Consider the following 23,799-nt stretch of genomic DNA (forward strand, 5'->3'; position numbering starts at 1 on the left):
TGTCCTCAGGTCCGCTGCGCCGCCCCACGGCCCCGGCCGTGTCCGCGGTGCCAGCGGACGAGGGACGCCACGATCCCGCGCGGAGTCGGAACCGCCCCGAGCCCCAGTGGGGCCCGGGCGGCCAGCAGCACACCGTGCAGCTTCGCCGCGGCATGCGCGAACCGACGCCAGTCGGGCGGTGGGCCGTCGGCCAGCGACAGCGCCGTACGGATGACGTCGGTGAAGACGGACTGCGCCCTCTTGTAGCCGACGAGCAGCGGAAGGTCGTGGGCCATACCGTGGGAGGCGCCGGGCCGCACCTTCTCGACGGCGGTGCTCCAGCGGTCCGCGACCAGTTCCTCCTGGTCGGCGGGGTAGCGCATGAGGTGGAGGTGGGTGGCCAGGTCGTAGAGCGGGTCACCGACCATGGCCAGTTCCCAGTCGATGGTCCAGAGGCGTTTCCGGGGATCGACGACGAAGTTCGCCCGGTGCAGATCCGCGTGGAGGAAGCTGAAGGGACGTTCCCGCAACCCGAGCACATGCTTGCGGAGCCGTTTGAACGACTCTCCGTCCACCCCGAGGTCGTCGAAGAGACCGCTGAACGTCTCGGCGTTCCTGGCGTAGACCCGTTCCTCGGTGAACCTGATGAGGCGTTCCAGGAAGCCGTCGGTGTCACCGTCCCGCGGCCGGTCCTCGGCGACGCAGCGCCGTTTGACGAGAAGCGTTTCGGCAGAGATGGCGACCAGTTCCCCGAAGAGGGCGATGATCTGGTCGAGCAGCGCCTCAGGGACGCGGTGCCCCGAGGGGTGCAGTGCGCCCAGGGTCCGCCCCTCGATGAACCGTTGCAGCCGGGTGCCCCCCGCTTCGATGACATCGGGGATGCCGGAGACACGTCCCACCAGCGCCTGGAGGAGTCGTTCCTCGGAGTCGAAACACCGCCGGTCGAACCAGAGCAGGTCGGAACGCGGCTCCCGGCACTTCCACCGGCCCGATCGCGCTCCCCCCAAGGGCTCCAGGAGCGGGAATACGTACGTGTCATGGTGGTAGCCCCGCAGCGGTCCCTCGACCGCCGACAGGTCTCCGCCAGTCTCAGCCAAGCGCGACTGAGCACTCAGATCCGATGCGGATGCCATAGCCCGTTCTTTCGCCTTGGGCCCTTCCAGAAGTTACAGAAGTGGCAGCACGCTACTCCCTTGCCGATCCGGATCAGGCCAAGACGCTCGCGCGTGATGAAAACGTCCCGCAACCGGAACCGATCACCGCGCACGGGCTCGGTGCCCCGCCGTCCCCACCGGAACCACGCCCACGGCCTGCGGTGCTGGCCGCCGCCCCGGCAGGGACCGCACACTGGGGCGGGCAACGGAGAGGGCATCGATGATCGACGGACCTGACCGGCGAGAACCCCGGCGCGACACCCTGAGCGCACTCCTGCGCAAGACGAGCGCGGTGCTGCTCGACTTCGACGGACCGGTCACCGACCTGTTCCACGGCCACTCGACCGCGCCGGTGGCCCGGAAGATCAAGACGGTGGTGGCGGACATATGGGGGCCGCTGGACCCTGACGTGCAGGACTGCGAGGACTCCCACGGGATCCTCCAGCTCCTCAGAGACATGTACGACCGGCCCGCACCGGCCCCCCGCGACCGCGCGGCCCTCGACAAGGCCGAGGACATCGTCACTCAGTTCGAATACGAAATGGCCGCCTCGGCCGTACCGACCGAGGGCTGCGCCGATCTCCTCGACGCCCTGGCCGGTCTCCCCCAGCCGCCGCACATCGCGATCGTCAGCAACAACGCGGCCGGTCCGATCTCGTTGTTCCTGGAGAAGCACCACCTCAGCCGGGTGGTAGAGCTGGTCGTCGGACGCGACCCTCACGAACTGCGACACATGAAGCCGGACCCGGACTCGGTGAAGAGGGCGGCACGGCAGCTGGGGGCGCTTCCCGGGTCTTGCGTCCTCATCGGCGACCAGCTCACCGATCTCGAGGCCGCGCAGAGAGCGGGTGCCCGCTTCCTCGGCTACACACGGTCGACGGAGCGGGCCGCCGCGATGAAGCGGTACGGCGCCGGCTGGGTGACCGACTCGCACAAGCCCTTGATCGAAGCGGCCACGGCACTGCGCCGACGGGAGCAACGCCCCTGTGGCGCGGGGTAGTTGATCCGGGCATCATGGTGGGCGCCACGGAGATCGACTGAGAGCGCAGCCGCGACACGTCAGCGGTGTGAGCACAGGGGGTTTCAGGTGTCTCCCAGCGGACCGGGCGACGGCAGCCCGTCCGGAGTCGCGCGCCTACGGCAGGTGATCCGGGACTGGAAGCCCCGGGCCGTCAAATGGGTGCTCGTCCTGATCGCGGCCCTCGGGGTCGCGGCCGAGATCATCGATCCTCTCGGGGACGCGCTCACAGGACGTCCGCTGCTGGGTGGCTCCTTCGCCGCGCTCATCGCCCTCATCGTCTTCGACGCCATCAGCGACTCCGAGCCGCAGGAGGTGTCCGGCGTCTATGTGCTCGCCAATGTGAGCGACCTGAGTTCACCCTTCTGGGAGGCGTTCGAGGCACGCCATGTACGCGTCGACTTCTCCGGCTTCACCATGCAGACGCTGGTCAGTCTGCTCCGGGAGCCGCTGCAACGGATGGCCGAGGAGGAGGTGCACACCCAGGAGCTGACGCTGCGCATCATCGTGGCCCATCTGCACCTGCCGATGAGTCTCCCGGGGCGCCTCGACCCGGCGACGTCCGGGAACAGACCGCCGGAGGGGACCGTCCACTTCGCCGACTCCCTGGAGAACCGTCAGCGGATGCGCGACGAGTTCACCAGACCCAACTGGCGTGCGCTCAAGGGCCTCCTGGACGAGGTCCACCGCAGGCATCCACAGATCGCCATATCGTGCGAGGTCAGGGAGTCTCCGCAGATACCGGAGCGAAAGTTCTACATCCTCAATCAGGAGAAGGTGTTCTACGCCCCGTACGGGATCGTGGATACCACCATGACCTGGCAGGACGACTCCTACCGCATTCTCGACACCGCGGGTTTCGGCCTCCGGTACGGCAAGGCGCGCATCATCGGATGGGACCGGCGCTCGAAGTCCCGCTCCACCCAGGAGATCGCCGAGCACCACATGGAGTGGCACCGCAACCTCTGGGAGAAGCTCGCGTACATCAAGCCCGCGACACCCGTGATCACGGACCCCCGATGGGCCCCGCCCTCCCCGGGGGCCCGTTAGCCCTCGACGGCGAGATGGTTCCAGTACGACTCGAAGGTGGCCCGCATGGCCGCGAAGAAGCCGTCCTGGCCCGGAAGACCGTCAGCGTCCCGGTGGTGCACGAAGAGGGCGGGACCGGGGCCGAGGACGTCCAGCGCGGGGACCATGGCGTCGCCGACGGGGATGGTGCGCCGCACGACCTCGTAGGGGGCGAACAGCATGTCGGAGTCGTTGAACACGTACAGCTTGAACTGCGGTGTCATCGCCACCCGGCGGATCTCCACCTCGGCGTCCACACCCCACCGCCGGAAGCCGTCGACGAGTTCGGCGACCATGCCGGCGTACCGCTGGGCCATCGCCCGCCAGCGCTCCCCGATCCGCTCGTCGTCGGGGGCCAGGGCGGCCGGATAGGCCAGCCGGGGTTCCTCCGCGGGAAGCAGCATCCGCATCCGCACGCGGGCGGGGGTGATCTCCCCGGCCGCGATCCGCTCGGCCTGCACCCTGAGGTGGCTGACCAGTGTCTCGGAGGTCAGCGAAAAGGTGTCCAGGGTCACCTCGGGCTGCTCGAAGGCGCGGTGGATAAGCGGCCCGAGGGTGGCCCGGCCGTGCGTCTGCGGCCCTGGCTCGGCCCGGTCGGCGTCCGGCACCCGTACGACGCGGATGCCGCTGCCCTGACAAGCCTGGAGCCAGTTCTCGTCGATCAGTCTGCGCAGCACCCGCTGGATGGTGTCGCGGCTGACGCCGAACTCGTCGGCCAGCTGTCGCTGCGGGGGCAGCGGCTGACCCACTCGGAACGTGCCGTTCGCCAACTGCTCGCGGAGGACCTTCTCCACCATGGACGACGCCCTGCCGGGACGTTCCGCCCGCCCTGAGATGCCCATGGGCGGACCGTACCCATCCGCGGGGACGAACCCTCGCCCTCAACCGGATTGCGGGCCCCGTGGTTGTCAGGCAGACGAGTCCCGCACCAGCTCCAGCAGCGGCTCCAGTGAGGTCACCACCGTCTCCGCGCCCGCCTGGCGCAGGCACTTCTCCTTCTGCGGGTACCGCGCGTAACCCACGAACCGCACCCCCGCCCGTACGGCGGCGTCGTAGTCCGTCGGGGTGTCGCCGATCATCAGGGCGTCCTCGGGTCTGGAACCCATGGCCCTGAGGGCGCGGTTGAGGCTGTGCGGGTCGGGCTTGAGGAGGTGCAGCTGGTGGGTGCGGCCGTAGATGTGCGGGGCGAAGCAGCCGGTGAGGTCCCGGCTGTCCAGGTAACGGCGGACCGCGAGGGGGGAGTTGTTGGTGACGACGGCCAACCGGGCACCGACGGCCGCCCAGGTCCGGATCAGCGGATCGGCGTACGCCGTCGGCATCGCGGAGGCCGTGGCCCGCAGCTCCTCCTTGGTGAGCAGTTCCTCCAGCTCCGCGATCAGGTCGCTCTCCGGGGACCGGCTGCCGACGGCACGCAGCAGGACGTGCGGGTCGCTGGGGTCGATCTCCTCCTCCCGCAACAGCCCGCGGAGCCCGTTCTGCGCCAGCCAGTCCACCATCGCCCGCGCGACATGGTCGGCCGGGTGCCCGGCGAACAGCCGGCAGATCGGTCCGTCGAAGTCCCACAGGACGACGCGCGCCCCGGCGACCCGTCGCCGGAGGTGCTCGGTCGAGGCTGACACGTGTGCGGTCTGGGTCGTATCAGAAGTCACTAGGAGAGTGTCAGGTCCGTGGTGATGGTTTCCCAGAGGGCGTCGAACCACTTCTGGGATTCCTCCACGAACGCCTCGTCCCGGTGCCCGGCCCGCTTGTGGAAGGAGAACAGCAGCGACTCGGCGCCGAGCGCGTCGTACATGTCGAGAGTCTGGTTCTCCCACTCCTCCTCGCGCCGGGTGAGCATGTAGTACCCGAGCAGCGCCTCCTCGCCGTTGAGCAGGTACAGCTTGATCGGCGGGGTGAACGGCAGCGCCCGAAACCTGACCTGCACGTTCATACGGTGGGTGGAGCGCAGCGCCAGCAGGTTGTGCTGGAGCACCTGCCCCTGCGCGTTGCGCATCGCCAGCCACCTCTGGTGGACCGGGTCGTCCTCACCGCCGCCCTCGACCGGCACCGGGAACGCCAGGTTGATCTCCCGGGAGGGCAGCAGGATCCGTACGTCGATGGACTCGGGATGGATACGGCCCTCGTGGATCTGGCGTACGGGCTCGCCGAGGGCCAGCATCAGCGTCTCCGCGGTGTGGCAGACGACGTCGACCCGCACCCGCCGCTCCCGGAACGCCTCGGTCAGCCGGGGCGAGAGCCCGACCATCGTCGGCTGTGGCTCGTCCTGGACGGGGACGCGTGGGGCGATGCGCGGCGGGCTGCCCTTGCTGACGTTGGTGAGCAGGCCGTCCTCCTGGAGCACCCGCAGCGCCTGGCGTACGGTGCCGCGCTCCACCCCGAACTCGTCGGCCAGCTCGGCCTGGGTGGGCAGGCGGTCTCCCGCCTTCAGCTCCCCGACGCGGATGCGTTCCCGCAGCACGTCGGCGATCTCCTGCGGCGTGAGCCTTCTGCTGCCGTTCACTGCCACGTTCTCCTGGGTCACGACCAAACGCTACAACTCTCACCCACTTACGGGGAGTTGTTCGGAAGTTGTTTATGACTATCGACCAAGTGGGGACAACCTAAACAAAGATGGTCACCAACTTCTGCGAGTTGGTGAAGCGAAGGGGGAACCATCGTGCCTGCACTCGCCCTCCTCTCCGCCATCTTCGTCGTCGGCTTCGAGCAGGTCGTCGAAACGAAGTACGGAGCCACCGGCATCGTCGGCCTGCTGCTGCTCACCATGGGCATCAAGGCCAAGAGTCCCGCGGTCAGCTCCATCGGCGCGGTCGTCCTGGCCCTGCTGGTGACGGGCCCCGCCCTGTGAGAACCGGGAGCCATCAGCTCGTGAGCACCAGCTCCGAACTGATGGTCTCCCACAGCGCGTCGAACCACAGGCACGACTGTTCCACGAAGGTCGTGTCCCGCAGCCCCGCCCCCTGCTCGAAGGCGAACAGCATCGACTGGGTGCCCAGGGCGTCGTACAGCTGGAGCGGCTCGTCCTCGACCTGCTCCTCGCGACGCCCCAGCGTGTAGTAGGCGAACAGGGCCTCGGAGCCGTTGAGCACGTACAGCTTCACCGGCGGCGTGAACGGCAGCGCACGAAACCTGACCTGCACGTCGACGCCCCGCGAGGAGCGCAGCGCCAGCAGGTTGTGCCGGAGCACCCGCCCCTGCGCGTTGCGCATCGCCAGCCACCTCTGGTGGACCGGGTCGTCCTCACCGCCGCCCTCGACCGGCACCGGGAAGGCCAGGTTGATCTCCCTCGACGGCAGCAGGATCCGTACGTCGACCTTGGCCGGATTCAGCTCCCCGGCGTGGATGCGCCGCAGCGGTTCGCTGAGGGCGAGGGTGAGCGAGATCGCGGTCAGGCACAGGGCGTCGATCGCGACGTGCGAGGCGTTGAACGCCTCGGCGATCCGGTGCCCCAGGGCCACCGTGGTGGGCTGCGGCGGGGCCTCCGGCCCGGTGACGCCCGCCGGACCCGGCGCGACGGTCGCCGGGCTGCCCCGCGACACATTGGTCAGCAGCCCCTCCGTCTGGAGTATCCGCAGCGCCTGCCGGACGACCCCGCGCTCCACCCCGAACTCCTGCACCAACTGGGCCTGGGTGGGCATGCGCTGGCCCGACCGCAGCACCCCGGACCTGATGCGGGCGCGCAGTTCGGCCGCCACCTCGCGATGTGTCCGGTGTGACGGCTGAGGCCTCTTCCGCCCATTGACGGAGTCGTGTCCCGGCTCCACAACCAAACACTACAACTTCCCGCCATCTTCAGGCAGTTCATCGGTAGGTGGTTATGAGTCGACCCCAAGTGGAGATAACTAAAATCAAGTTGGTCGCCAACTTGAGCAACATGGTCAAACTTCACGGGGGGTTGGCCGCCAGGGTCGGCCCGGAAGGGGGGACGCATGCCGCTCATCGCCATCGTCGCCGCCCTGGCCATCGGCGTCGAACAGTTCGTCCAGTGGAAGCTCGGCCCGATGGGCATCATCGCGTTCCTCGCGGTGGCCATCGGGATCAAGGCGAAAAACACCATGATCGGCGGCATCGGCGCGGTCGTCCTCGTCATGCTGCTCGCCCAATCCGGCTGACCGGGCTCCCTTCCGGAGGGGAGCCGGGAGCCTGGTCGGCCAGCACAGCCACAACTGAACACCGACAACCGAACACGGGGAGCACAGCCACAACTGAACAGCAAGGCTACGGATACACCCGAACCCCACCGACCCCAGCCAGAAGGGAGCCCACGAAACCGTCAGAACATGTCCGGGCACCAAGGACGCCTGGACGTACGCAGCAGGGCGTCGGCCGCCAGGCCGGCGCCCGCTCGTTCCTCCCGCACCCGCCCCAGCGCGGCCAGCCGCACCACCGACTCCTCGCCCAGCCACAGCGACGCCAGCTCAGCCACCCCCAGCGTCAGATCGGCGTCGGCACGGGTAGCCGTACAACTCACCGCCTCCCCGTCCACCTCCAGCCGGTACCGCCCACCCGCGAACCCACCCGGGTCCACGACCTCCAGCACCAGCGCCCCCGACGCCCCCGGATAACTCCGCGACTCCAGGGCCCGTACGACATCCAGGATCCGCACCCACAGCCAGTCCGTGTGCAGGGTCAGCCGGGCGGCACGCGGATCGGGCAGCAGCAGCGGCAGCAGATCGTCCGGCGCCCGCCACCCGCTCTTCACGGTGGTCACCCAGTCGATGGAACACAAATAGGTCCACAGAGCCCGCTCGGCGGCCGGACCGACAGCCGTCAGCCATTCCACCGTCGCCGTGTTGTCGGGCTGCTTGGCATCGGACCACTTGTCGTCGGCCCGGTACGCGACCAGCCCCTCCACCTCACCGTCAGGCGCCCGGTACACGGCGTAGAAGGGCTCGGCCCAATCCTTCTGCCCCGGAGGGCGCAACGCCCCCGTCGCCACCTGCCACCACCGCTCGTCGCGATCGAGGACGCCGTGCTGGAGCCGCCGGTGCCGGTCGTGCAGACCGGGGCCGACCTTGCGGACGTACTCCGCGTCCACCAGCTCGACCCGGCCGCCGTCCTCCGGCTGCCCCGCCCGGCGCCGGTCGACGCCCGACCGGCGGGTGTCCACCGCCCACTCCGCGACGGACGTGGCGGGCCCGAAGCCGTACCGGCCGTAGATCGGATACTCCGCGGCGATCAGCGTCGCCACGACGTCGCCGCGCTCCTTCGCCGCCGCCAGGTCCATCTGCATCATCCGGGTGAGCAGCCCCCGTCGGCGGTGCGTCGCCGAGACCGTCACCTGCGTGATGCCGTCCGCCGGCACCGGGGCGCCACCGACGGCCGTCAGCTCCTGCGGGAACGAACGGAACGTCGCGACGCAGCGGTCACCGTCGAACGCGGCGAGGGTGCGGGACGGGTCGAGGTACGTCCTGCGGTCCGCGACGTCCTCGTCCGTGACGGTGGGCGGCTTCAGGAAGCCGGTCTTCAGGGCGCGGATCCAGGCGGGGATCTCCCGCTCGGTGACCGGGCGTACGTCGATGGCGGGGGTGTCGTCCATGGGGCGAGGCTAGGCGTACGACGGCCTGCCCGTCGCGACGTTTTTCGTTGCCGCCAGCTGCGGCAGATGGATCCCCGCCGCCAGGGTCGGCGCCGCCCCAGCGGCACGACTGCCCGCAGCTGGGACAGAGAGCAGCCCCGCTGCCAGGGCGGCATCGCCCCAGCAGTGCGACTGCCCGCAAGCGACGCGGAGACAGCCCCGCAGTTACGGCACATGGCAGCCCGGCGCCCGCAGCCACGGCACACGGCGGCCCCGCTGCCAAGGTGGGGCGTCGCCCAGGGTGCCCGTAGCCAGGTCAGCGTTACGGCGGTAAGCCACCGCGCGCCCGCAGCCGCCGTACTACGGAAGGGGACGTGTCGGGGGGTGTCCGCCCGTAGTGGTTCGCGCGGAAAGCCCCGGAGCCAATCAAGTTGGCAGACCGCGCGGTTCCGAGGACGGACACCCCCCGGCGCGGCCCCGACCCACCACCGGCCGCAGGCGGCACACGGCGTCACATCAGCAAGTCGTCCACCTGGGCCTCCCCCTCCCGGTACCGCCGCGCGATCTCCCCGCTGCACCCGTCAGCGGTGCGCTGAAGCCGCTGACGCCGACGCGAGACCTGCTGCTCGTACCGCACGAGCCGCCCCATCGCACTCGTCAGCTCGGCATCCGTACGCGCGTCCAGCGCCGACAACTCCACCTCGCCCAGCATCTCCGCCGCCAACCGCCGGTACTCCTCGCTGTACGGCGTCCCCAGCGTCACATGCCGCGCCGACGACCGGTACCGGGCCGGCGCGTCCGTCAGGATCTCCGGCAGCCGGTCCACCACGGACGACGCCGCATACGGCCCCCGCCGCGCCAACTCCGCCCGCAGGATGTCGATCCGCCCCTGCAACAACCGTCGCACATAGCTCAGATCCGCCTCGTCCCGCTGCGCGTCCCGCCGCAGCGTCCGCAGCTCGGGCAGGCTCAGCACGGTCAGGTCGTGCTCGCGCGGCTCCCCGGGCAGCCGCGGACTGTCGGTGCGCTGCGTCGGCGGCCGGGTGACCGGCCCGTCAACCGCAGGCGTCAGCGAGACAGCCGCAGGAGGCTGCCCCGTACTCGGTGTGCTCATGTGCCCTACCGTCCCCTCGACCGGCGTGTGGGCAGCATCGTGCCACCCCAACTGGCCGCTATGTGACCGAGTGCCCCCGATCGGCCCCAGATGGGGGGGTACGGAGCGAAAATCCGCCCTTCCGCCATGGTCCCGCCACCCCCCGCCACCCCCGGTCCGACACCCCCCGTCCGCCACTCCCGCCCCAGGGCATCATGGACCCCATGCGTGCGGTGGTTCAGCGAGTGGACGGCGCCAGCGTCGTCGTGGAGAACGAGACCGTCGGCGAGATCACCGGCGAGGGCCTCTGCGTCCTGGTCGGCGTGACACACGACGACACCAAGGAGAAGGCGGCCCAACTGGCCCGCAAGCTCTGGACCCTGCGCATGCTGCACGACGAGAGGTCATGCAGCGACATCGACGCCCCGCTCCTGGTCATCAGCCAGTTCACCCTCTACGGAGACGCCCGCAAGGGCCGCCGCCCCACGTGGAACGCCGCCGCCCCCGGCCCCGTCGCGGAACCCCTCGTCGACGAGGTCGTCACCCAGCTCCGCACCCTGGGCGCCACCGTGGCGACGGGCCGCTTCGGCGCCCGCATGCGGGTCGGCCTCACGAACGACGGCCCGTTCACGGTCCTCCTCGAGGTCTGACCTCCGAGGCGCCTACGGCTCGACCACGACCTCCTGAGCCGCCGCCGTCGTATCCGCGACCAACCGCGCATCCACCGGCACATTCCGCTTGACCAGCGCCAACGCCACCGGCCCCAGCTCATGATGGCGAACGGACGTCGTCACGAACCCGATCTTCCGCCCCTCCGGCCCCTCGTCGGCGAGCCGCAGCTCGGCCCCGTGCGGCGGCAGGTGCACCTCACTGCCGTCCAGGTGCAGGAAGACCAGCCGCCGCGGCGGCTTGCCGAGGTTCTGCACCCGGGCGACGGTCTCCTGCCCCCGGTAGCACCCCTTCTGGAGGTGTACGGCGCTGCCGATCCACCCCAGCTCATGCGGGATCGTCCGGTGATCGGTCTCGAACCCGAGCCGCGGCCGCTGCTGCTCCACCCGCAGCGCCTCGTACGCCAGCAGCCCGGCCGCGGGCCCGGCCTTCGCCGCGTACGCCTCGAGATCGGCCCGCGGCAGGAAGAGGTCGCGCCCGTAGGACGTCTCGCGCACCGCGACCCCGTCGGGCACCTCCGCGATGGACCCGGCGGGCAGGTGCACGACGGCGAAGTCGTCGGTGCGGTCGGCGACCTCCACCCGGTAGAAGAACTTCATCGACTCCAGGTACGCGATCAGCGCCTCGCGCGTCCCCGGCTCGACATGGGCCCACACGGTCGTACCGTCGTCGACCAGGTACAGCGCGTGCTCGATGTGACCGTTGGCGGAGAGGATCAGCGCTTCGGTGGCCTGCCCGGCGGGCAGGTCGCTGACGTGCTGGGTAAGCAGCAGATGCAGCCAGGTCAGCCGGTCGTCACCGGAGACCGTGATCACTCCGCGGTGGGAGAGGTCGACGAATCCGGTGCCGTCGGCGAGGGCGCGCTGTTCGCGGAACAGATCGCCGTAGTGCGCGGCGACGCCTTCGTCCACACCCTCGGCGGGGACGGCACCGGGCAGGCTCAGCAGAGGGCTCTTCATGACAGCAAGCCTACGACTCGGTAGTTGAACTCTTCAGCGAGCCGCCCTCGCCGCAGTCCGCACACCGCCCGAAGATCGCGAAGTGCTTCATGTCGGTCTCGAACCCGAAGGTCTCCCGCAGCTTGGCGGTGAACTCCGCGGCCACCGACACATCCGCCTCGATGACGTTGGTGCAGTCCCGGCAGACCAGGTGGATGTGATGGTGCCGGTCGGCCAGGTGGTACGTGGGCGCCCCGTGCCCCAGATGGGCGTGGCTGACCAGTCCCAGCTCCTCCAGCAGCTCCAGGGTCCGGTAGACGGTGGAGATGTTGACCCCCGACGCCGTCTTCCGCACTTCGCCGAGGATGTCGTCGGGGGTCGCGTGCTCCAGGGTGTCCACGGCTTCGAGCACGAGTTGCCGCTGCGGCGTCAGCCGGTAGCCGCGCTGCCTGAGGTCGCTCTTCCAGTCGGTGCTCACCACACTGGAGAGTCTAGGACTACTTGAAGAAGGCGATCCCGTCGTCCGGCATGTCGTCCGGGAGGGCCTTCGCCCAGCGCTCCACGTCCTCCGGGGTGACGACCTTCTTGAGCTGGGCGGACATGTAGGGCCGCAGCTCCACCTCGGGCGTCTGCTTCTCGCCGACCCACATCAGGTCGCCCTTGACGTAGCCGTAGAGCCGCTTGCCGCCGCTGTAGGGCCGGGCGTCCGGGATCCGGGCCACCGCGTCCGTCACCAGGTCGATCTGCGGCTTCTGGTCGGCCATCTCGCCGTACCAGATCTCGATGACACCGTCGTCGCGGGTCATCGTCACCTCGACCTTGCGGTTGCCGTCGATGCGCCAGAAGCCGTGCTCGGACTCCAGCGGGCGGACCTTGTTGCCGTCCTTGTCGAGGACCCAGGAGTACGAGTGGTACTCGAGGAAGTCCCGGCCGTCGTGGGTGAAGGTGACCTCCTGCCCGAAGTTGCACTTCTCGGCGCCGGGGAAGTCGTGCACCCCGGCACCGGCCCAGTTGCCCAGCAGGAAGGCAAGCGGGACCAGGTCCTTGTGAAGGTCGGACGGGATCTCGATCATGAGCAGCTCAGAAGTCTCGTACGTCGATGGATGGCGTCAGCGCTGGCCCTGGTACAGCTTCTTCACGGCGAGTCCCGCGAAGGCGAGGACGCCGACGCAGACCAGGACCAGCAGTGCTGAGAAGAAGAACTCCACGGGTGCTCCTCGATTGAGCGGGGTGCGGTAGACACACAGGACCGGCCCCCAGCTTACGCGGCCGGGGTCCGGTCCTCCCTGTGAGGTACGCCCTCCCGGCGATCACCCCAGCAACTGCCCCTGGAGCACCACCGTCTGCTGGAACGGGATCTCCGCGACCCCGCCCTCGCGGGACTGCACGATCACCGCGAGGACGTCCCCCGCGCTGATGTACGCCTGCCGGACCTGCTCCCTGCCGTGCGGCTTGACCTCGTCGAAGGCGCGGACCTCCAGGTCGTACAGACCGTCGGGCACGTCGAACCGCCCGTCGGGGACCGAGCCGTCGTCGACGCCCCGCACCTCGAAGCGCGGCAGGCCGGAGGAGATCAGTTCCTCCGCGAAGACCTCGTCGGCGACGGCCGCCGTATCGAAGCGCAGCAGGTAGATCTGGCTGCGGGTGCCGTCGCCCATTGTCCAGCCGCGGGCCGCGATGTGCCGCAGGCCGTAGTCGCGCAGGAGGTGGGTGATGTCCTCGCGGTCGGTGTCGGCCTCGAACAGCGCCACGAAGTCCTCGCTCCGCAGCCAGCCGTCCCGCCCCCGCAGCTTCGCGTCCGGCGCGGCGCCCTCGGGCGCGGGCAGTACGAGTCTCCGCAGGTCGGCGTGGTGGCTGGCCGCCGCGTTGGTGTCGGCGAAGGGGGCCGGGCTGCCCGACGGCAGCGGCGGCTTCGTCAGCCGCGGATAGGCCCACCGGCCGTCCGACTCGGTGGCGAGACCGGGTACGTCCGTACGCTCCACGGCGGTGATGCCGTACGCCGTCGCCGTACCGACCGCGGCGAACACCACCGCGGCGGCGGTCCACCGCAGGACGGCCCGCAGCACACGCCGGTCCTTGCGCACCGGCACCGGCACCGGCACGGGCACGGGCACGGGCACGGGCACGGGCTCCGCCGCCACCACGGCGGGAGGTCCCTCCGGCATCGGCGGCACGACGACCTGCTCGGGCACCACGACCCGCTCGGTCTCCTGGGCCTGCTGCTCGCTCATACCGCCTCCCCCGGACCGTCCACGCGGTCGAGCTGTTCCCGGAGCAGATCCGCCACCGCGTCCGTGTCCAGGGGCTTCACGCTGTACGCGGTGGCGGTGACGAGGACGTCCCCCCGCGCCGCCGCGCAGAACATGACGTCCAGGTCCTGCTCGGCGTCCTTGGGCGGCAGGTAGCAGTGCGCGTCCTTGTGGCCCTTGATCTCGGGCCCCTCGCGGAAGTCGTCCAGGACGTCCACGAACTCCTTGAGCGCGGCGGCGCCGCCACGGGCCGCACGCCGGTCCATCCGGGCGAGTTCCATGCTCACGGTGATGGCGTGGTCCGGGGTGATCGCGCCCCACTGGGTCCGCAGGTAGCTGCGCATGGCCAAGCCCTGGATCTCCTGTTTCTCCCACTGCCTCGCCAGCTCCCGGCGCGCGGACCGCGGCAGGTCCCGCAGCGACTCCGTACGGAGCTTCAGGGCTTCCTCGCCGTCCAGTGCGACGTCGGCCCCGAAGTGCTCGATGTCGGGTCCCCGGGTCCAGGTGATCTCGTCGTAGGGGACCAGCATCCCGGCGAGTCCGGTGGTCTTCGCCGTGGCCTCGCCCTTCTCGCGCTTGGGGAACTCCCACGCCGGTGCCCCGGCCTCGCGGTCGGCGTCCCGGACGGTCACGACGGTGTAGCCGGTGCCGGCCACCACCGCCCCGGCCACCACTACGGCCGCGACGACGGCGGCGATACGGCGCCCACGCCGACGAGGCGTCGGGACCGCGTCGGCCACCTCCGGTGTCTCGCTGCTCACAGCCGCTCCAATTGCCGCTCGGCCAGGTCCATGATCGTCTTCTTGGGGACCCGCTCGGTGTCCGTGACCCAGAGCTGCATGGCGATGTCACCGCGCCAGGCGAACGCCCTGGCCTCGTAGTACGGCAGATAACCGGGCTCGGTCACGGGCTCGGTGTCGGAGTACGCGATCCCGACGTCGTTGCCGGTGCCGGGGATGGGCCAGCTGTCGGTGTTCTCGTCCTGGTCGGCCCAGTAGAGGAGGTTCTCGACGTCGTCGCGGGCCCCCAGCGCCTCCTCCTGCCGGAACTGCACGAGCCGGATCTCGACGCGGACGTCTCCCTCCTCCCAGGTGGTGACGGCCGCGCGGCGGAACTGCGCGTCGGCGGTGTAGTCGAAGGCGCCGTCGGGCTCCTCGTACGTCGACGCGTACTCGGCGAGGTCCATCCAGCCCTCCTCGTCGCCCGCCCAGCCGCCCCACCGGGCCCCGCTCGGCATGTCCAGCAGCAGCTCGCGCAGGTCGCCGTCGGTCAGCACGCGCCGGTCCTGCACGACCGACAGCGGCTCGGGCGCCGGACCGGTCGCCTGTGGCAGCACCGGCTGGGACAGCGACGGCAGCTTGGTCGGCTCACGGTCGGCCTGCATCAGATAACCGGCACAGGTACCGGCGACGAGCCCGAGCACGGCGGCGGTGGCGACGAGCAGCGCGGTCCGCCCCCGCCGCCCCCGCCGCCGCCGTCGCGTCGGCTCGGCCACCACGGAGCCCTCCGGCACCTCAGCCACCGGTCTCTCCGGGTCCTCTCCCGGTTTTTCCACTTCTTCCACAACGTCCCCCACAGAACGTGAAGCGCGCATTCCGTACGCGCGCTGCACAGGAGACCCACAGCCGATGCCGCTGGTTGTAAGGGCGTTGATTACGATTCGGGCATGGCGAAGAAGCTCGTGATCAAGGTGACGGCCGGGGCGGACGCCCCCGAGCGCTGCTCGCAGGCGTTCACGGTGGCCGCCGTGGCGGTGGCGAGCGGCGTGGAGGTGTCGCTGTGGCTGACCGGTGAGTCCTCCTGGTTCGCCCTGCCGGGCCGCGCCGCCGAGTTCGAACTCCCGCACGCCGCCCCGCTCCCCGACCTCCTCGACTCCATCCTGGCCGGGGGCCGCCTCACCCTGTGCACCCAGTGCGCGGCCCGCCGTGAGATCACGGAGAAGGACGTCATCGAGGGCGTACGCATCGCCGGTGCGCAGGTCTTCGTACAGGAGTCCCTGGCGGACGACACGCAGGCCCTCGTCTACTGAGGGCCCGGCTCACTCGTCGCCCGGCACCCAGAGGCAGAACGGATGCCCCGCCGGGTCGAGCAGCACCCGTACGTCGTCCTGCGGCTGGTACCCGGCGAGCGTCGCCCCCTCGGCGACCGCCCGCCGTGTCTCCGTCTCCAGGTCGTCGACCTCGATGTCGAGGTGCAGCATCATCTGCTGCCCGCCGGGCTCCCGGGACGGCCAGACGGGCGGCACGTACGCGGGCTCGGTCTGGAAGGCCAGCGCGAGGCCCTCGGTGCCGGGCCGGGGACCGACGAGCACCCAGTCGGGTTCCTCGGCGCGGATCTCGTAGTCCAGCAGCCGGACGTAGAACCCGGCCAGTTCCCGGGCGTCGTGGGCGTCCAGCACGACGGTGGACAGCTTCACGGAAGGCATGCCCGCCTTCCTACCTCGGGCGCTTCTTGCCGTCCAGCTCGTCCCACCACTCATCGGACTGCGGGTCCCCGGACGGGGCGTCCCACCAGCGGTCCTCGGGGCCGCGGCGGTTGGCGACCATCGCGGCGAGCGGCGGGATGACCATGGCGACCAGACACATCGCGACCGCCGCCGGGATCGACCACAGGCGTACGACGGCCCAGGCCAGGACGAAGAGGCCGATGCAGCAGCCCATCATGGCGAAGTAGCGACGACGACGCCGTGCGTACATGTCTCCAGCGTAGGTCCGGGCACCCGATCGGCACGCCGAAGGGCCGCACACCCGGGTCAGCCCCGAGGCGTGCGGCCCTCAGCGTCGATACCGGCCGTCAGACCGCGATCGCGACCTCCGTGAGGGCGCCCTTCTCGGCGACGACGACCTTGCGGTCGGCGGTGCCGCCGGGCACCAGGGCGCGCACGGTCCACGTGCCCTCGGCCGCGTAGAACCGGAACTGGCCGGTCGCGGAGGTGGGCACCTCCGCCGTGAACTCACCGGTCGAGTCCAGCAGCCGGACGTAGCCGGTCACGGGCTCGCCGTCGCGGGTCACCTGGCCCTGGATCGTGGTCTCACCGGGCTTGATCGTCGAGGCGTCGGGGCCACCGGCCTTCGCTCCGCACATGGGTCTCTCCTAGGGACGTAGAAGGTCGGTCGGTTACTTGCCGGCGCCCAGCTCGATCGGCACGCCGACGAGGGAGCCGTACTCGGTCCAGGAGCCGTCGTAGTTCTTGACGTTCTCCACGCCCAGCAGCTCGTGCAGCACGAACCAGGTCAGGGCGGAGCGCTCGCCGATGCGGCAGTACGCGATGGTGTCCTTGGAGAGGTCGACGCTCTCCTCCTCGTAGAGCTTCTTCAGCTCTTCGTCGGACTTGAACGTGCCGTCGTCGTTGGCGTTCTTCGACCACGGGATGTTGCGGGCGGACGGGACGTGACCCGGGCGCTGCGACTGCTCCTGCGGCAGGTGGGCCGGGGCGAGCAGCTTGCCGGAGAACTCGTCGGGCGAGCGGACGTCGACCAGGTTCTGCGCGCCGATGGCGGCGACGACGTCGTCACGGAAGGCACGGATGGACGTGTCCTGCGGCTTGGCCTTGTACTCGGTGGCGGCGCGCTCGGGCACCTCCTCGACCAGCTCGCGGGCGTCCAGCTCCCACTTCTTGCGGCCGCCGTCGAGGAGCTTGACGTTCTCGTGGCCGTAGAGCTTGAAGTACCAGTAGGCGTACGACGCGAACCAGTTGTTGTTGCCGCCGTAGAGGACCACCAGGGTGTCGTTGGCGATGCCCTTGGCGGAGAGGAGCTTCTCGAAGCCCTCCTGGTCGATGAAGTCGCGGCGGACCGGGTCCTGGAGGTCGTCCGTCCAGTCGATCTTGATCGCGTTGCGGATGTGGTTCTTGTCGTACGCGGACGTGTCCTCGTCCACCTCGACGACGGCGATGTTCGGGTCGTCCAGGTTGTCCTGAAGCCAGTCGGCGTCGACCAGGACGTCGCTGCGGCTCATGCTCTCTCCTCCGGGGCAGGTGCGGCGGGGCGTGCGAATGCGGATGTCATAGAGGTGCGGGGTGCGCGAGGCGCACGGATGCCCTGGGTTCCAGGGCGGTGGGGAACGCGGAAGCGGAGGCTTCCGGTCAGAAGGTGCGACAGAGCATGGCGGCAACGCGGCACAGGTCCACTGCCCGCCGCTTGGTGAGGTCCGCCTGTCGTCTCATGGCCCCGATCGTAGGGACGGTCGGGCGGACATGTCACCGGCGTGTCGGATACTGAGACGCGATCGTCCACACTCCGGGATGGATCGCGAGTCCGGTCAGCGCCCGAGCGCGCCCCGGAGCCCGCTGCCCGTCGCCCCATCTACGGTACGGACGTCACCGTCTCGCCCCTCGGACAACCGCGGCACGAGGCCGTGTCTACCCCGCCAGCCGTACGTCGGAACCCAGCACCGTGATCCGCACCCCGTCGCTCTCCGCCCGGACCTCGTCCAGCCGGATACCGCCGGGCAGCCCGTCGATCCGCTGTTCGAAGTCGGTGATCGAGCGGATCTGCGTCTCACCGACCTGCACCCCGCCGATGCTCGGCAGTGCCTCCGCCTTCACCCGGACGGTGTCGCCCTCGGCGGTGACCGTGCTCAGCACGGAGACGGGCCGCGGCAGCTTGGTGCCGAACACCGTCGCCTCCACCGCGACCTTGATCTTGCCGTCGCCGCCGTCGGAGAGGCCGACCACCTCGGCGGTGACACCGGGGGCGACCTGGGCGGGCTCGGACTTCGCGGTCCTCAGCAGCTCGTCGTAGGCGATGCTCGCGGTGCCGGTGGCGGAGTTCGCGGTGGCGGAGCTGTAGTCGCCGGAGAACTCGACGCCCTTCATGTTCGCCCGGAGGTCGTCGATCCGGACGGTGCCGCCCTCGCCCGCGTTGGCCTCGTAGTTCTCGATGCCGATCTCGACGTCCTCCAGCTCACCGCCGACGAGCTGGGTGAGGAAGGGGAAGCCCTTGATGGAGACCTCGGGGGTCGTCGCCAGGTTCTCCGTGGTGCGGAGCTTGTCCGCGACCTCCCCCTCGGCGAAGTGCACGGCGAGGCGGTCGGCGCCCACGAACAGGCCGCCCAGGACCACGACGACGATCAGAAGTATTCGCAGCGCGCGCATGTTCCCCCACCTGGGCGGTCTTCAAGGACGAACGCCACGGTAACCCCGCCGGGGCGACCGGCCCGCGAATTGTCGACCAGCTGTGACAGGCGGGGCGGCCGGGCGGACGCCGGGCTGAGTGCAGGGCGGAGGCCGGGCGGGCCCCGGGCCGGGTGCCGGGGCGGGCGCCGCGCTGAGTGCCGGGCGGGCCCCAGGCGGACGCCGGGCGGGCGCCGCGCTGGGCGCCGCGCTGGGTCCAGGGCGGGCGCCGCGCTGGGCGCCGGGCGGGCGCCGCGCTGGGCGCCGGGCGGGCGCCGCGCTGGGCGCCGGGCGGGCGCCGCGCTGGGCGCCGGGCGGGCGCCGCGCTGGGTCCAGGGCTGAGTGCCGGGCGAGGGGCAGACGCTGTGCCCGGCGAGGGGCGGACGGGCGGGGCAGCGGGTGGTGGTACCGGATGCCTCAGCCCAGCGCCCGCCCCAGCACCCACACCACCGGTGCCGCCGCCGTCAGCGGCAGGGCCACGCCCGCCGTGAAGTGGACGAACCGGGACGGATAGTCGTAGCTGGCCACCCGGTGCCCGATCAGCGCACAGCCCGCCGCGCCCACGCCCACCAGCGCGCCCTCGGCGCCCACGCCCGTCATCCCGCCGACCGCGACACCCGCGCCCGCCGCCGCGAGCAGCGCCACGACCACCGAGGCCGGGGTGGGCAGCGGCAGCGCACGGGCGATGAGGGCGACGCCCACCGCGGCGGCGCCGACCGTCACCGCGTCCGCCTCGGCCGCGAGGTACCCGGCGGCGAGGACCGACAGCGCGGCCGAGACGACGGTCGCCGTCAGGCCGTACATCCGCTCGTCCGGGTCGGCGTGCGAACGCAGCTGGAGGACCAGGGAGAGCAGCACCCAGACGCCCAGGGTGCCGAGGATCGCGGCGGCCCCGTGCTCCGGGCCGACCCCGAGCAGCACCGCGTCCGCGGTCAGCGCGCCCAGGAAGGCCAGCGCGATGCCCTGCCGGGCGGGCCACATCCCGTTCAGCCGGAACCAGCCCGCGGCGGTGACCGCCTGGAGCACGACGAGTGGTACGAGGAGGGCGTACGACCCGATGGCCGCCGTACCGGAGAGCAGCAGCCCCAGCAGCGCGGTGAGCGCGGCGGGCTGGCCGCCCGGCTCGATGATCGGCGACCGCCCTTCGAGCCGGGCGCGCTGGGCGTCGGTGACACGGGCGTTGCCCGCGAGGGTGGCGGGGCCGTAGCCGTCCTTGCCCGAGGGGGCGGAAGCCGGAGCCGGGGCGGGGGCCGGGCCCGGTTGATCGCTCACCGGCGGCAGATACGCCGTCTCGGCCGCAGCGACCGGCGGCACCGGCGACTGCATCTGCGTCTCCCAGGTCTGCCCCTGCCACTGCTGGGTGTACTGCTGGGCGGCGTACGGGTCCTCGTACTGCCCGTACCCCTGCTGCTGCCCGGGCCAGACCGGCGCCTGAGGCGGCTGCGGCTGCGGCTGCGGCTGCCAGTGGGGGTCGTACGCCCCCTGGTACTGCTGGTCACCGCCGAACGGCTGATACGGCTGATCACCGCCGTACGGCTGATGCTGATCACTCATCGGTGCGGTCACCCTCCTGCGAACGGCGGGAGCACCTCGACCGTGCCACCGTCGGCCAGCCGTACGGTCTCATGCTCGCGCATGCCCACGGGGTCACCGTCGATCAGGAACGAGCAGCGCTTCAGCACCCGCGTCAGCTCACCGGGGTGCCGCTCGCGCACGGCGTCCAGCGCCTCGGCGAGCGTGGCCGCTTCGTACGGCTCCTCGGCGACGTGGGCCGCGGCCTTCGCGGCGGCCCAGTAGCGCACCGTGACCTTTGCCATCTCGTTCCTCGAGTCAGTAGGCAGTGACACGGTCAGGCTAGCCCGCCCCGCCGACAGTCCGTTCCGCAGCCCGGCTGACGGCCCACTCCCCGATCCTGCTCAGCAGCTCGTCGGTGGCGGCGTGCTCGGCGTGCCCCATGCCCGGCTCCAGCCAGAGTTCACCCTGGTCACCGGCGGCGGCGGCGAGCATGTGGGGGTGGTCGAGGGGGAAGTAGCCGTCCCGGTCGCCGTGCACGATGAGCAGCGGGGTCGGCGCGATGCGCGGCACCGCCTCCACCGGGGAGAGCGGCACCGGGTCCCAGTCGCGGTGGTGGATGCGGGTCCGGAAGCCGTAGCGGCCGACCAGGCGCCCCGCGGGCCGGGTGACGAGCCAGTGCAGGCGCCGCATGGGCGCGGTGCCCCGGTAGTACCAGCGGGCGGGCGCGCTGACGGAGACCACGGCGTCGGTGTCGGCGGCGTGCAGCGCCGCGTGCCGCAGGACGACGGAGCCGCCCATGGAGAAGCCGACGGTCGCCACGCGCGCGTGCCCGAGTTCACGGGCCCAGGCGACCGCGGCGGCCAGGTCGAGCACCTCGCGGTCGCCGACCGTGGACCGCCCGCCGGACCCGCCGTGCCCGCGGAAGGAGAAGGTGAGGACGGCGCCGTGCTCGCGCAGGGCGCGCGCCACCCGGCGGACATGTGGCCGGTCGACGTCCCCGGTGAACCCGTGGGCGACGACGAACACCGGCCGAACGGAGAGCGACGGGGAGCTTTCGCAGGCGACCGGGCTTTCGTATACGACCCCGCCCGGGTCGTATACGGCCTCGATCCGCACGCCGTCGACCGTGTACAGAAACGTCCGCAATCGCCCGGACCCGTCCCCCCGCGCCGTCTCGGAGTGTGGACGAACGGCGGATGAACGGATGGATCGGGCCACATGACCTGCCGGACCGTTGCTCATGTGGGCTATTCTGCTGGGCAGAGGACTCGGGCAGCGTAGCCCCCGGGTCCTTTTGTGCTTTCGGGAGCGTTGTATACGAAGCGGGAAACCGCGGGTGTACGGGTGGTCGAGGGCATGGCGGAGCAGTACGAAGCAGAGCCGCATACTCCCCCACTGCCCTAAAGGCGTGGGAGGTGCCCCCATCGCAGGGACCGAGGAGGAACCAGACGTTATGGGCGAGCGAACCGTGCACGAACGACGACGACACACGACGAACCGGGCGGGAGGAGCACGATGAGTTCCCTGCTGCTCCTCACCAACGCCCTCCAGCCGTCGACGGAGGTGCTCCCCGCTCTCGGTCTGCTGCTGCACAACGTGCGCGTGGCTCCGGCGGAGGGCCCCGCACTCGTCGACACCCCGGGCGCCGACGTCATCCTCATCGACGGGCGGCGCGACCTTCCCCAGGTCCGCAGCCTGTGCCAGCTGCTGCGGTCCACCGGCCCCGGCTGCCCCCTGATCCTGGTCGTGACCGAGGGCGGCCTCGCCGCCGTCACCGCCGACTGGGGCATCGACGACGTCCTCCTCGACACCGCCGGACCCGCGGAGGTCGAGGCCCGGCTGCGGCTCGCCATGGGCCGCCAGCAGATCGTCAACGACGACTCGCCGATGGAGATCCGCAACGGCGACCTGTCGGTGGACGAGGCGACGTACAGCGCCAAGCTCAAGGGGCGGGTCCTGGACCTGACCTTCAAGGAGTTCGAGCTGCTGAAGTACCTGGCCCAGCACCCGGGCCGCGTGTTCACGCGCGCGCAGCTCCTCCAGGAGGTCTGGGGCTACGACTACTTCGGTGGCACCCGCACCGTGGACGTCCACGTACGGCGGCTGCGGGCGAAGCTCGGCCCCGAGCACGAGTCCCTGATCGGCACCGTACGCAACGTCGGCTACCGGTTCGTCACACCGGAGAAGGCGGACCGCGGCGGCGACGAGGCGAAGGCCAAGGCGCCCCAGGCGAAGGCGGAGGAGACGGCCGACGTGAGCGCGCTGGACGGCACCGAGGTCGCGGCCGAGGCGTAGAGCGCCACGCGCGCGTGGCGGGGTCCCGGGACCCCGGCACGCGCACCGTGGGTCACGCAGGTGACCCCGCGCCGTCGCTCTGGGCGATGCGCTCCCGGGAAGTGGCGTACGCCCTGCCCAGAGCCGGTCCATCCGCGTAGACTCCGCGCGTGGCCAAGGTGACTAGGGATGATGTGGCGCGGCTGGCGGGGACTTCCACCGCCGTGGTCAGTTACGTCATCAACAACGGACCCCGGCCGGTCGCCCCGGCCACGCGCGAGCGTGTACTCGCCGCCATCAAGGAGCTGGGCTACCGGCCCGACCGGGTGGCGCAGGCGATGGCCTCCCGGCGCACGGACCTCATAGGCCTGATCGTGCCGGACGCCCGACAGCCCTTCTTCGCGGAGATGGCGCACGCGGTCGAACAGGCGGCGTCCGAGCGCGGCAAGATGGTGCTGGTCGGCAACAGCGACTACATCAGCGAACGCGAGGTCCACTACCTGCGCGCCTTCCTCGGCATGCGGGTCTCCGGACTCATCCTGGTCAGCCACGCCCTCAACGACCTCGCCGCCGCGGAGATCGACGCCTGGGACGCGCGTGTGGTGCTGCTCCACGAGCGCCCCGAGGCCATGGACGACGTCGCCGTGGTCATGGACGACCTCGGCGGCGCCCAGCTCGCCGTACGCCATCTGCTGGACCACGGCTACGACTACGTCGCCTGTGTCGGCGGCACCGCCCAGACCCCGGCCGTCGGCGACCCCGTCTCCGACCACGTCGAGGGCTGGCGGCGCGCGATGACCGAGGCGGGCATCTCCACCGAGGGCCGCCTCTTCGAGGCCCCGTACAACCGCTACGACGCCTACCGCGTCGGCCTCGACATCCTCTCCGGCCCGCAGCGCCCGCCCGCGATCTTCTGCTCCACCGACGACCAGGCGATCGGCCTGCTGCGCGCGGCCCGCGAGCTGCGCATAGACGTACCCGGTGAGCTGGCGGTGGCGGGCTTCGACGACATCAAGGAGGCGGCGCTGGCCGACCCGCCGATGACGACGGTCGCCTCGGACCGCTCGGCGATGGCGCGGGCGGCGGTCGACCTGGTCCTGGACGACGGTCTGCGGGTGGCGGGCTCCCGCAAGGAGCGGCTGAAGGTGTTCCCGTCCAAGCTGGTGATCCGCCGGTCCTGCGGCTGCGAATGAGCGTCCCCTGAGAAGCCCTCC

General features: G+C 70.9%; 30 protein-coding genes. 8 read left to right on the plus strand and 22 right to left on the minus strand.

The window, feature by feature from the left end:
- Window positions 1-5: 5 nt before the first annotated feature.
- The gene (locus KBY47_RS08670) at window positions 6-1,076 is read right to left on the minus strand and encodes a phosphotransferase (RefSeq protein WP_308405088.1); all 1,071 of its coding nucleotides are present in this window, start codon (window positions 1,074-1,076) and stop codon (window positions 6-8) included.
- A gap of 277 nt (window positions 1,077-1,353) precedes the next feature.
- On the opposite strand from KBY47_RS08670, the gene KBY47_RS08675 reads away from it, so the two are divergent.
- Window positions 1,354-2,133: an HAD family hydrolase gene (locus KBY47_RS08675; RefSeq protein ID WP_210920378.1), complete on the plus strand. Its 780-nt coding sequence runs from the start codon at window positions 1,354-1,356 to the stop codon at window positions 2,131-2,133.
- 87 nt (window positions 2,134-2,220) lie between these two features.
- Window positions 2,221-3,201, plus strand: coding sequence for a hypothetical protein (locus KBY47_RS08680; RefSeq protein WP_210920379.1), 981 nt, complete (start codon window positions 2,221-2,223; stop codon window positions 3,199-3,201).
- Here the strand turns inward: KBY47_RS08680 and KBY47_RS08685 are convergent.
- The 3 genes from KBY47_RS08685 to KBY47_RS08695 form a co-directional block, all read right to left on the minus strand.
- Window positions 3,198-4,061, minus strand: coding sequence for a GntR family transcriptional regulator (locus KBY47_RS08685; RefSeq protein WP_210920380.1), 864 nt, complete (start codon window positions 4,059-4,061; stop codon window positions 3,198-3,200). The genes KBY47_RS08680 and KBY47_RS08685 overlap by 4 nt on opposite strands.
- Window positions 4,062-4,127: 66 nt before the next feature.
- On the minus strand, window positions 4,128-4,838 hold the full coding sequence (locus KBY47_RS08690; RefSeq protein ID WP_308405089.1) for an HAD-IA family hydrolase: 711 nt from the start codon (window positions 4,836-4,838) through the stop codon (window positions 4,128-4,130).
- Between the two features lie 29 nt (window positions 4,839-4,867).
- On the minus strand, window positions 4,868-5,746 hold the full coding sequence (locus tag KBY47_RS08695; RefSeq protein ID WP_210920382.1) for a winged helix-turn-helix domain-containing protein: 879 nt from the start codon (window positions 5,744-5,746) through the stop codon (window positions 4,868-4,870).
- A gap of 129 nt (window positions 5,747-5,875) precedes the next feature.
- On the opposite strand from KBY47_RS08695, the gene KBY47_RS08700 reads away from it, so the two are divergent.
- Entirely contained in the window at window positions 5,876-6,064 is a 189-nt protein-coding gene (locus tag KBY47_RS08700) for a hypothetical protein (RefSeq protein WP_210920383.1), read from the plus strand.
- A 13-nt stretch (window positions 6,065-6,077) separates the two neighbouring features.
- On the opposite strand, the gene KBY47_RS08705 is transcribed toward KBY47_RS08700, so the two are convergent.
- A complete protein-coding gene (locus tag KBY47_RS08705) occupies window positions 6,078-6,986 on the minus strand; it encodes a FadR/GntR family transcriptional regulator (protein WP_210920384.1) in 909 nt (302 codons plus the stop codon).
- Between the two features lie 159 nt (window positions 6,987-7,145).
- On the opposite strand from KBY47_RS08705, the gene KBY47_RS08710 reads away from it, so the two are divergent.
- Window positions 7,146-7,328, plus strand: a complete 183-nt coding sequence (locus KBY47_RS08710; protein ID WP_210920385.1) for a hypothetical protein — start codon at window positions 7,146-7,148, stop codon at window positions 7,326-7,328.
- A gap of 161 nt (window positions 7,329-7,489) precedes the next feature.
- On the opposite strand, the gene KBY47_RS08715 is transcribed toward KBY47_RS08710, so the two are convergent.
- On the minus strand, window positions 7,490-8,755 hold the full coding sequence (locus KBY47_RS08715) for a GNAT family N-acetyltransferase (RefSeq protein ID WP_210920386.1): 1,266 nt from the start codon (window positions 8,753-8,755) through the stop codon (window positions 7,490-7,492).
- Window positions 8,756-9,245: 490 nt separating this feature from the next.
- Window positions 9,246-9,848, minus strand: a complete 603-nt coding sequence (locus tag KBY47_RS08720; protein ID WP_210920387.1) for an aerial mycelium formation protein — start codon at window positions 9,846-9,848, stop codon at window positions 9,246-9,248.
- A gap of 203 nt (window positions 9,849-10,051) precedes the next feature.
- On the opposite strand from KBY47_RS08720, the gene dtd reads away from it, so the two are divergent.
- The gene (gene dtd / locus KBY47_RS08725; protein WP_210920388.1) at window positions 10,052-10,477 is read left to right on the plus strand and encodes a D-aminoacyl-tRNA deacylase; all 426 of its coding nucleotides are present in this window, start codon (window positions 10,052-10,054) and stop codon (window positions 10,475-10,477) included.
- A 12-nt stretch (window positions 10,478-10,489) separates the two neighbouring features.
- On the opposite strand, the gene KBY47_RS08730 is transcribed toward dtd, so the two are convergent.
- The 6 genes from KBY47_RS08730 to KBY47_RS08755 form a co-directional block, all read right to left on the minus strand.
- Window positions 10,490-11,455 (minus strand): folate-binding protein YgfZ, encoded by a 966-nt coding sequence (locus tag KBY47_RS08730; protein ID WP_210920389.1) that lies wholly within the window; start codon window positions 11,453-11,455, stop codon window positions 10,490-10,492.
- Between the two features lie 10 nt (window positions 11,456-11,465).
- Window positions 11,466-11,915 (minus strand): Fur family transcriptional regulator, encoded by a 450-nt coding sequence (locus tag KBY47_RS08735; protein ID WP_210920390.1) that lies wholly within the window; start codon window positions 11,913-11,915, stop codon window positions 11,466-11,468.
- A 16-nt stretch (window positions 11,916-11,931) separates the two neighbouring features.
- Window positions 11,932-12,507, minus strand: a complete 576-nt coding sequence (locus KBY47_RS08740; RefSeq protein WP_210920391.1) for an FABP family protein — start codon at window positions 12,505-12,507, stop codon at window positions 11,932-11,934.
- Between the two features lie 237 nt (window positions 12,508-12,744).
- Window positions 12,745-13,665 carry a hypothetical protein gene (locus tag KBY47_RS08745; RefSeq protein WP_247694391.1) on the minus strand — a complete coding sequence of 307 codons (921 nt, stop codon included), beginning with the start codon at window positions 13,663-13,665 and terminating at the stop codon, window positions 12,745-12,747.
- Entirely contained in the window at window positions 13,662-14,444 is a 783-nt protein-coding gene (locus tag KBY47_RS08750) for a hypothetical protein (RefSeq protein WP_247694392.1), read from the minus strand. Before KBY47_RS08750 ends, KBY47_RS08745 begins: the two co-directional genes overlap by 4 nt.
- Window positions 14,441-15,205 carry a hypothetical protein gene (locus tag KBY47_RS08755; RefSeq protein ID WP_308405090.1) on the minus strand — a complete coding sequence of 255 codons (765 nt, stop codon included), beginning with the start codon at window positions 15,203-15,205 and terminating at the stop codon, window positions 14,441-14,443. Before KBY47_RS08755 ends, KBY47_RS08750 begins: the two co-directional genes overlap by 4 nt.
- A 144-nt stretch (window positions 15,206-15,349) precedes the next feature.
- Here KBY47_RS08755 and KBY47_RS08760 point away from each other — a divergent pair, with 144 nt between their 5' ends.
- Window positions 15,350-15,712, plus strand: coding sequence for a DsrE family protein (locus KBY47_RS08760; RefSeq protein ID WP_210920393.1), 363 nt, complete (start codon window positions 15,350-15,352; stop codon window positions 15,710-15,712).
- A gap of 9 nt (window positions 15,713-15,721) precedes the next feature.
- Here KBY47_RS08760 and KBY47_RS08765 read toward each other — a convergent pair whose 3' ends face one another.
- The 9 genes from KBY47_RS08765 to KBY47_RS08800 form a co-directional block, all read right to left on the minus strand.
- Complete coding sequence (locus tag KBY47_RS08765; protein ID WP_210920394.1) at window positions 15,722-16,108, minus strand: VOC family protein; 387 nt, start codon at window positions 16,106-16,108, stop codon at window positions 15,722-15,724.
- Between the two features lie 10 nt (window positions 16,109-16,118).
- On the minus strand, window positions 16,119-16,379 hold the full coding sequence (locus tag KBY47_RS08770) for a DUF3099 domain-containing protein (RefSeq protein WP_210920395.1): 261 nt from the start codon (window positions 16,377-16,379) through the stop codon (window positions 16,119-16,121).
- A gap of 97 nt (window positions 16,380-16,476) precedes the next feature.
- Window positions 16,477-16,767, minus strand: a complete 291-nt coding sequence (locus tag KBY47_RS08775) for a DUF1416 domain-containing protein (RefSeq protein WP_210920396.1) — start codon at window positions 16,765-16,767, stop codon at window positions 16,477-16,479.
- A 33-nt stretch (window positions 16,768-16,800) separates the two neighbouring features.
- Window positions 16,801-17,640, minus strand: coding sequence for a sulfurtransferase (locus tag KBY47_RS08780; RefSeq protein WP_210920397.1), 840 nt, complete (start codon window positions 17,638-17,640; stop codon window positions 16,801-16,803).
- 127 nt (window positions 17,641-17,767) lie between these two features.
- A complete protein-coding gene (locus KBY47_RS37340; protein ID WP_353963671.1) occupies window positions 17,768-17,848 on the minus strand; it encodes a putative leader peptide in 81 nt (26 codons plus the stop codon).
- 195 nt (window positions 17,849-18,043) lie between these two features.
- A complete protein-coding gene (locus KBY47_RS08785; RefSeq protein WP_210920398.1) occupies window positions 18,044-18,778 on the minus strand; it encodes a DUF2993 domain-containing protein in 735 nt (244 codons plus the stop codon).
- Between the two features lie 435 nt (window positions 18,779-19,213).
- Entirely contained in the window at window positions 19,214-20,350 is a 1,137-nt protein-coding gene (locus KBY47_RS08790) for a hypothetical protein (RefSeq protein ID WP_210920399.1), read from the minus strand.
- 8 nt (window positions 20,351-20,358) lie between these two features.
- Window positions 20,359-20,613, minus strand: a complete 255-nt coding sequence (locus KBY47_RS08795) for a MoaD/ThiS family protein (protein WP_210920400.1) — start codon at window positions 20,611-20,613, stop codon at window positions 20,359-20,361.
- A 37-nt stretch (window positions 20,614-20,650) separates the two neighbouring features.
- The gene (locus KBY47_RS08800; protein WP_210920401.1) at window positions 20,651-21,553 is read right to left on the minus strand and encodes a S9 family peptidase; all 903 of its coding nucleotides are present in this window, start codon (window positions 21,551-21,553) and stop codon (window positions 20,651-20,653) included.
- Between the two features lie 273 nt (window positions 21,554-21,826).
- Between KBY47_RS08800 and KBY47_RS08805 the strand changes: the two genes are divergently transcribed.
- Window positions 21,827-22,606: a response regulator transcription factor gene (locus KBY47_RS08805; protein ID WP_210920402.1), complete on the plus strand. Its 780-nt coding sequence runs from the start codon at window positions 21,827-21,829 to the stop codon at window positions 22,604-22,606.
- Between the two features lie 149 nt (window positions 22,607-22,755).
- Complete coding sequence (locus KBY47_RS08810) at window positions 22,756-23,778, plus strand: LacI family DNA-binding transcriptional regulator (RefSeq protein ID WP_210920403.1); 1,023 nt, start codon at window positions 22,756-22,758, stop codon at window positions 23,776-23,778.
- Window positions 23,779-23,799: the final 21 nt, after the last annotated feature.

It is taken from the genome of Streptomyces sp. B93, from assembly GCF_018070565.1.
GTDB lineage: Bacteria > Actinomycetota > Actinomycetes > Streptomycetales > Streptomycetaceae > Streptomyces.

Excerpts from the sequence above, each read along its gene's own strand:
- KBY47_RS08760 (WP_210920393.1), top strand. The coding sequence starts at position 15,350 with ATGGCGAAGAAGCTCGTGATCAAGGTGACGGCCGGGGCGGACGCCCCC.
- KBY47_RS08805 (WP_210920402.1), top strand. The coding sequence starts at position 21,827 with ATGAGTTCCCTGCTGCTCCTCACCAACGCCCTCCAGCCGTCGACGGAG.
- KBY47_RS08710 (WP_210920385.1), top strand. The coding sequence starts at position 7,146 with ATGCCGCTCATCGCCATCGTCGCCGCCCTGGCCATCGGCGTCGAACAG.
- KBY47_RS08795 (WP_210920400.1), bottom strand. The coding sequence starts at position 20,613 with ATGGCAAAGGTCACGGTGCGCTACTGGGCCGCCGCGAAGGCCGCGGCC.
- KBY47_RS08800 (WP_210920401.1), bottom strand. The coding sequence starts at position 21,553 with ATGAGCAACGGTCCGGCAGGTCATGTGGCCCGATCCATCCGTTCATCC.
- KBY47_RS08780 (WP_210920397.1), bottom strand. The coding sequence starts at position 17,640 with ATGAGCCGCAGCGACGTCCTGGTCGACGCCGACTGGCTTCAGGACAAC.
- KBY47_RS08775 (WP_210920396.1), bottom strand. The coding sequence starts at position 16,767 with ATGTGCGGAGCGAAGGCCGGTGGCCCCGACGCCTCGACGATCAAGCCC.
- KBY47_RS37340 (WP_353963671.1), bottom strand. The coding sequence starts at position 17,848 with ATGAGACGACAGGCGGACCTCACCAAGCGGCGGGCAGTGGACCTGTGC.
- KBY47_RS08730 (WP_210920389.1), bottom strand. The coding sequence starts at position 11,455 with ATGAAGAGCCCTCTGCTGAGCCTGCCCGGTGCCGTCCCCGCCGAGGGT.
- KBY47_RS08715 (WP_210920386.1), bottom strand. The coding sequence starts at position 8,755 with ATGGACGACACCCCCGCCATCGACGTACGCCCGGTCACCGAGCGGGAG.
- KBY47_RS08765 (WP_210920394.1), bottom strand. The coding sequence starts at position 16,108 with ATGCCTTCCGTGAAGCTGTCCACCGTCGTGCTGGACGCCCACGACGCC.
- KBY47_RS08770 (WP_210920395.1), bottom strand. The coding sequence starts at position 16,379 with ATGTACGCACGGCGTCGTCGTCGCTACTTCGCCATGATGGGCTGCTGC.
- KBY47_RS08740 (WP_210920391.1), bottom strand. The coding sequence starts at position 12,507 with ATGATCGAGATCCCGTCCGACCTTCACAAGGACCTGGTCCCGCTTGCC.
- KBY47_RS08785 (WP_210920398.1), bottom strand. The coding sequence starts at position 18,778 with ATGCGCGCGCTGCGAATACTTCTGATCGTCGTCGTGGTCCTGGGCGGC.
- KBY47_RS08685 (WP_210920380.1), bottom strand. The coding sequence starts at position 4,061 with ATGGGCATCTCAGGGCGGGCGGAACGTCCCGGCAGGGCGTCGTCCATG.
- KBY47_RS08745 (WP_247694391.1), bottom strand. The coding sequence starts at position 13,665 with ATGAGCGAGCAGCAGGCCCAGGAGACCGAGCGGGTCGTGGTGCCCGAG.
- KBY47_RS08675 (WP_210920378.1), top strand. The coding sequence starts at position 1,354 with ATGATCGACGGACCTGACCGGCGAGAACCCCGGCGCGACACCCTGAGC.
- KBY47_RS08720 (WP_210920387.1), bottom strand. The coding sequence starts at position 9,848 with ATGAGCACACCGAGTACGGGGCAGCCTCCTGCGGCTGTCTCGCTGACG.
- dtd (WP_210920388.1), top strand. The coding sequence starts at position 10,052 with ATGCGTGCGGTGGTTCAGCGAGTGGACGGCGCCAGCGTCGTCGTGGAG.
- KBY47_RS08790 (WP_210920399.1), bottom strand. The coding sequence starts at position 20,350 with ATGAGTGATCAGCATCAGCCGTACGGCGGTGATCAGCCGTATCAGCCG.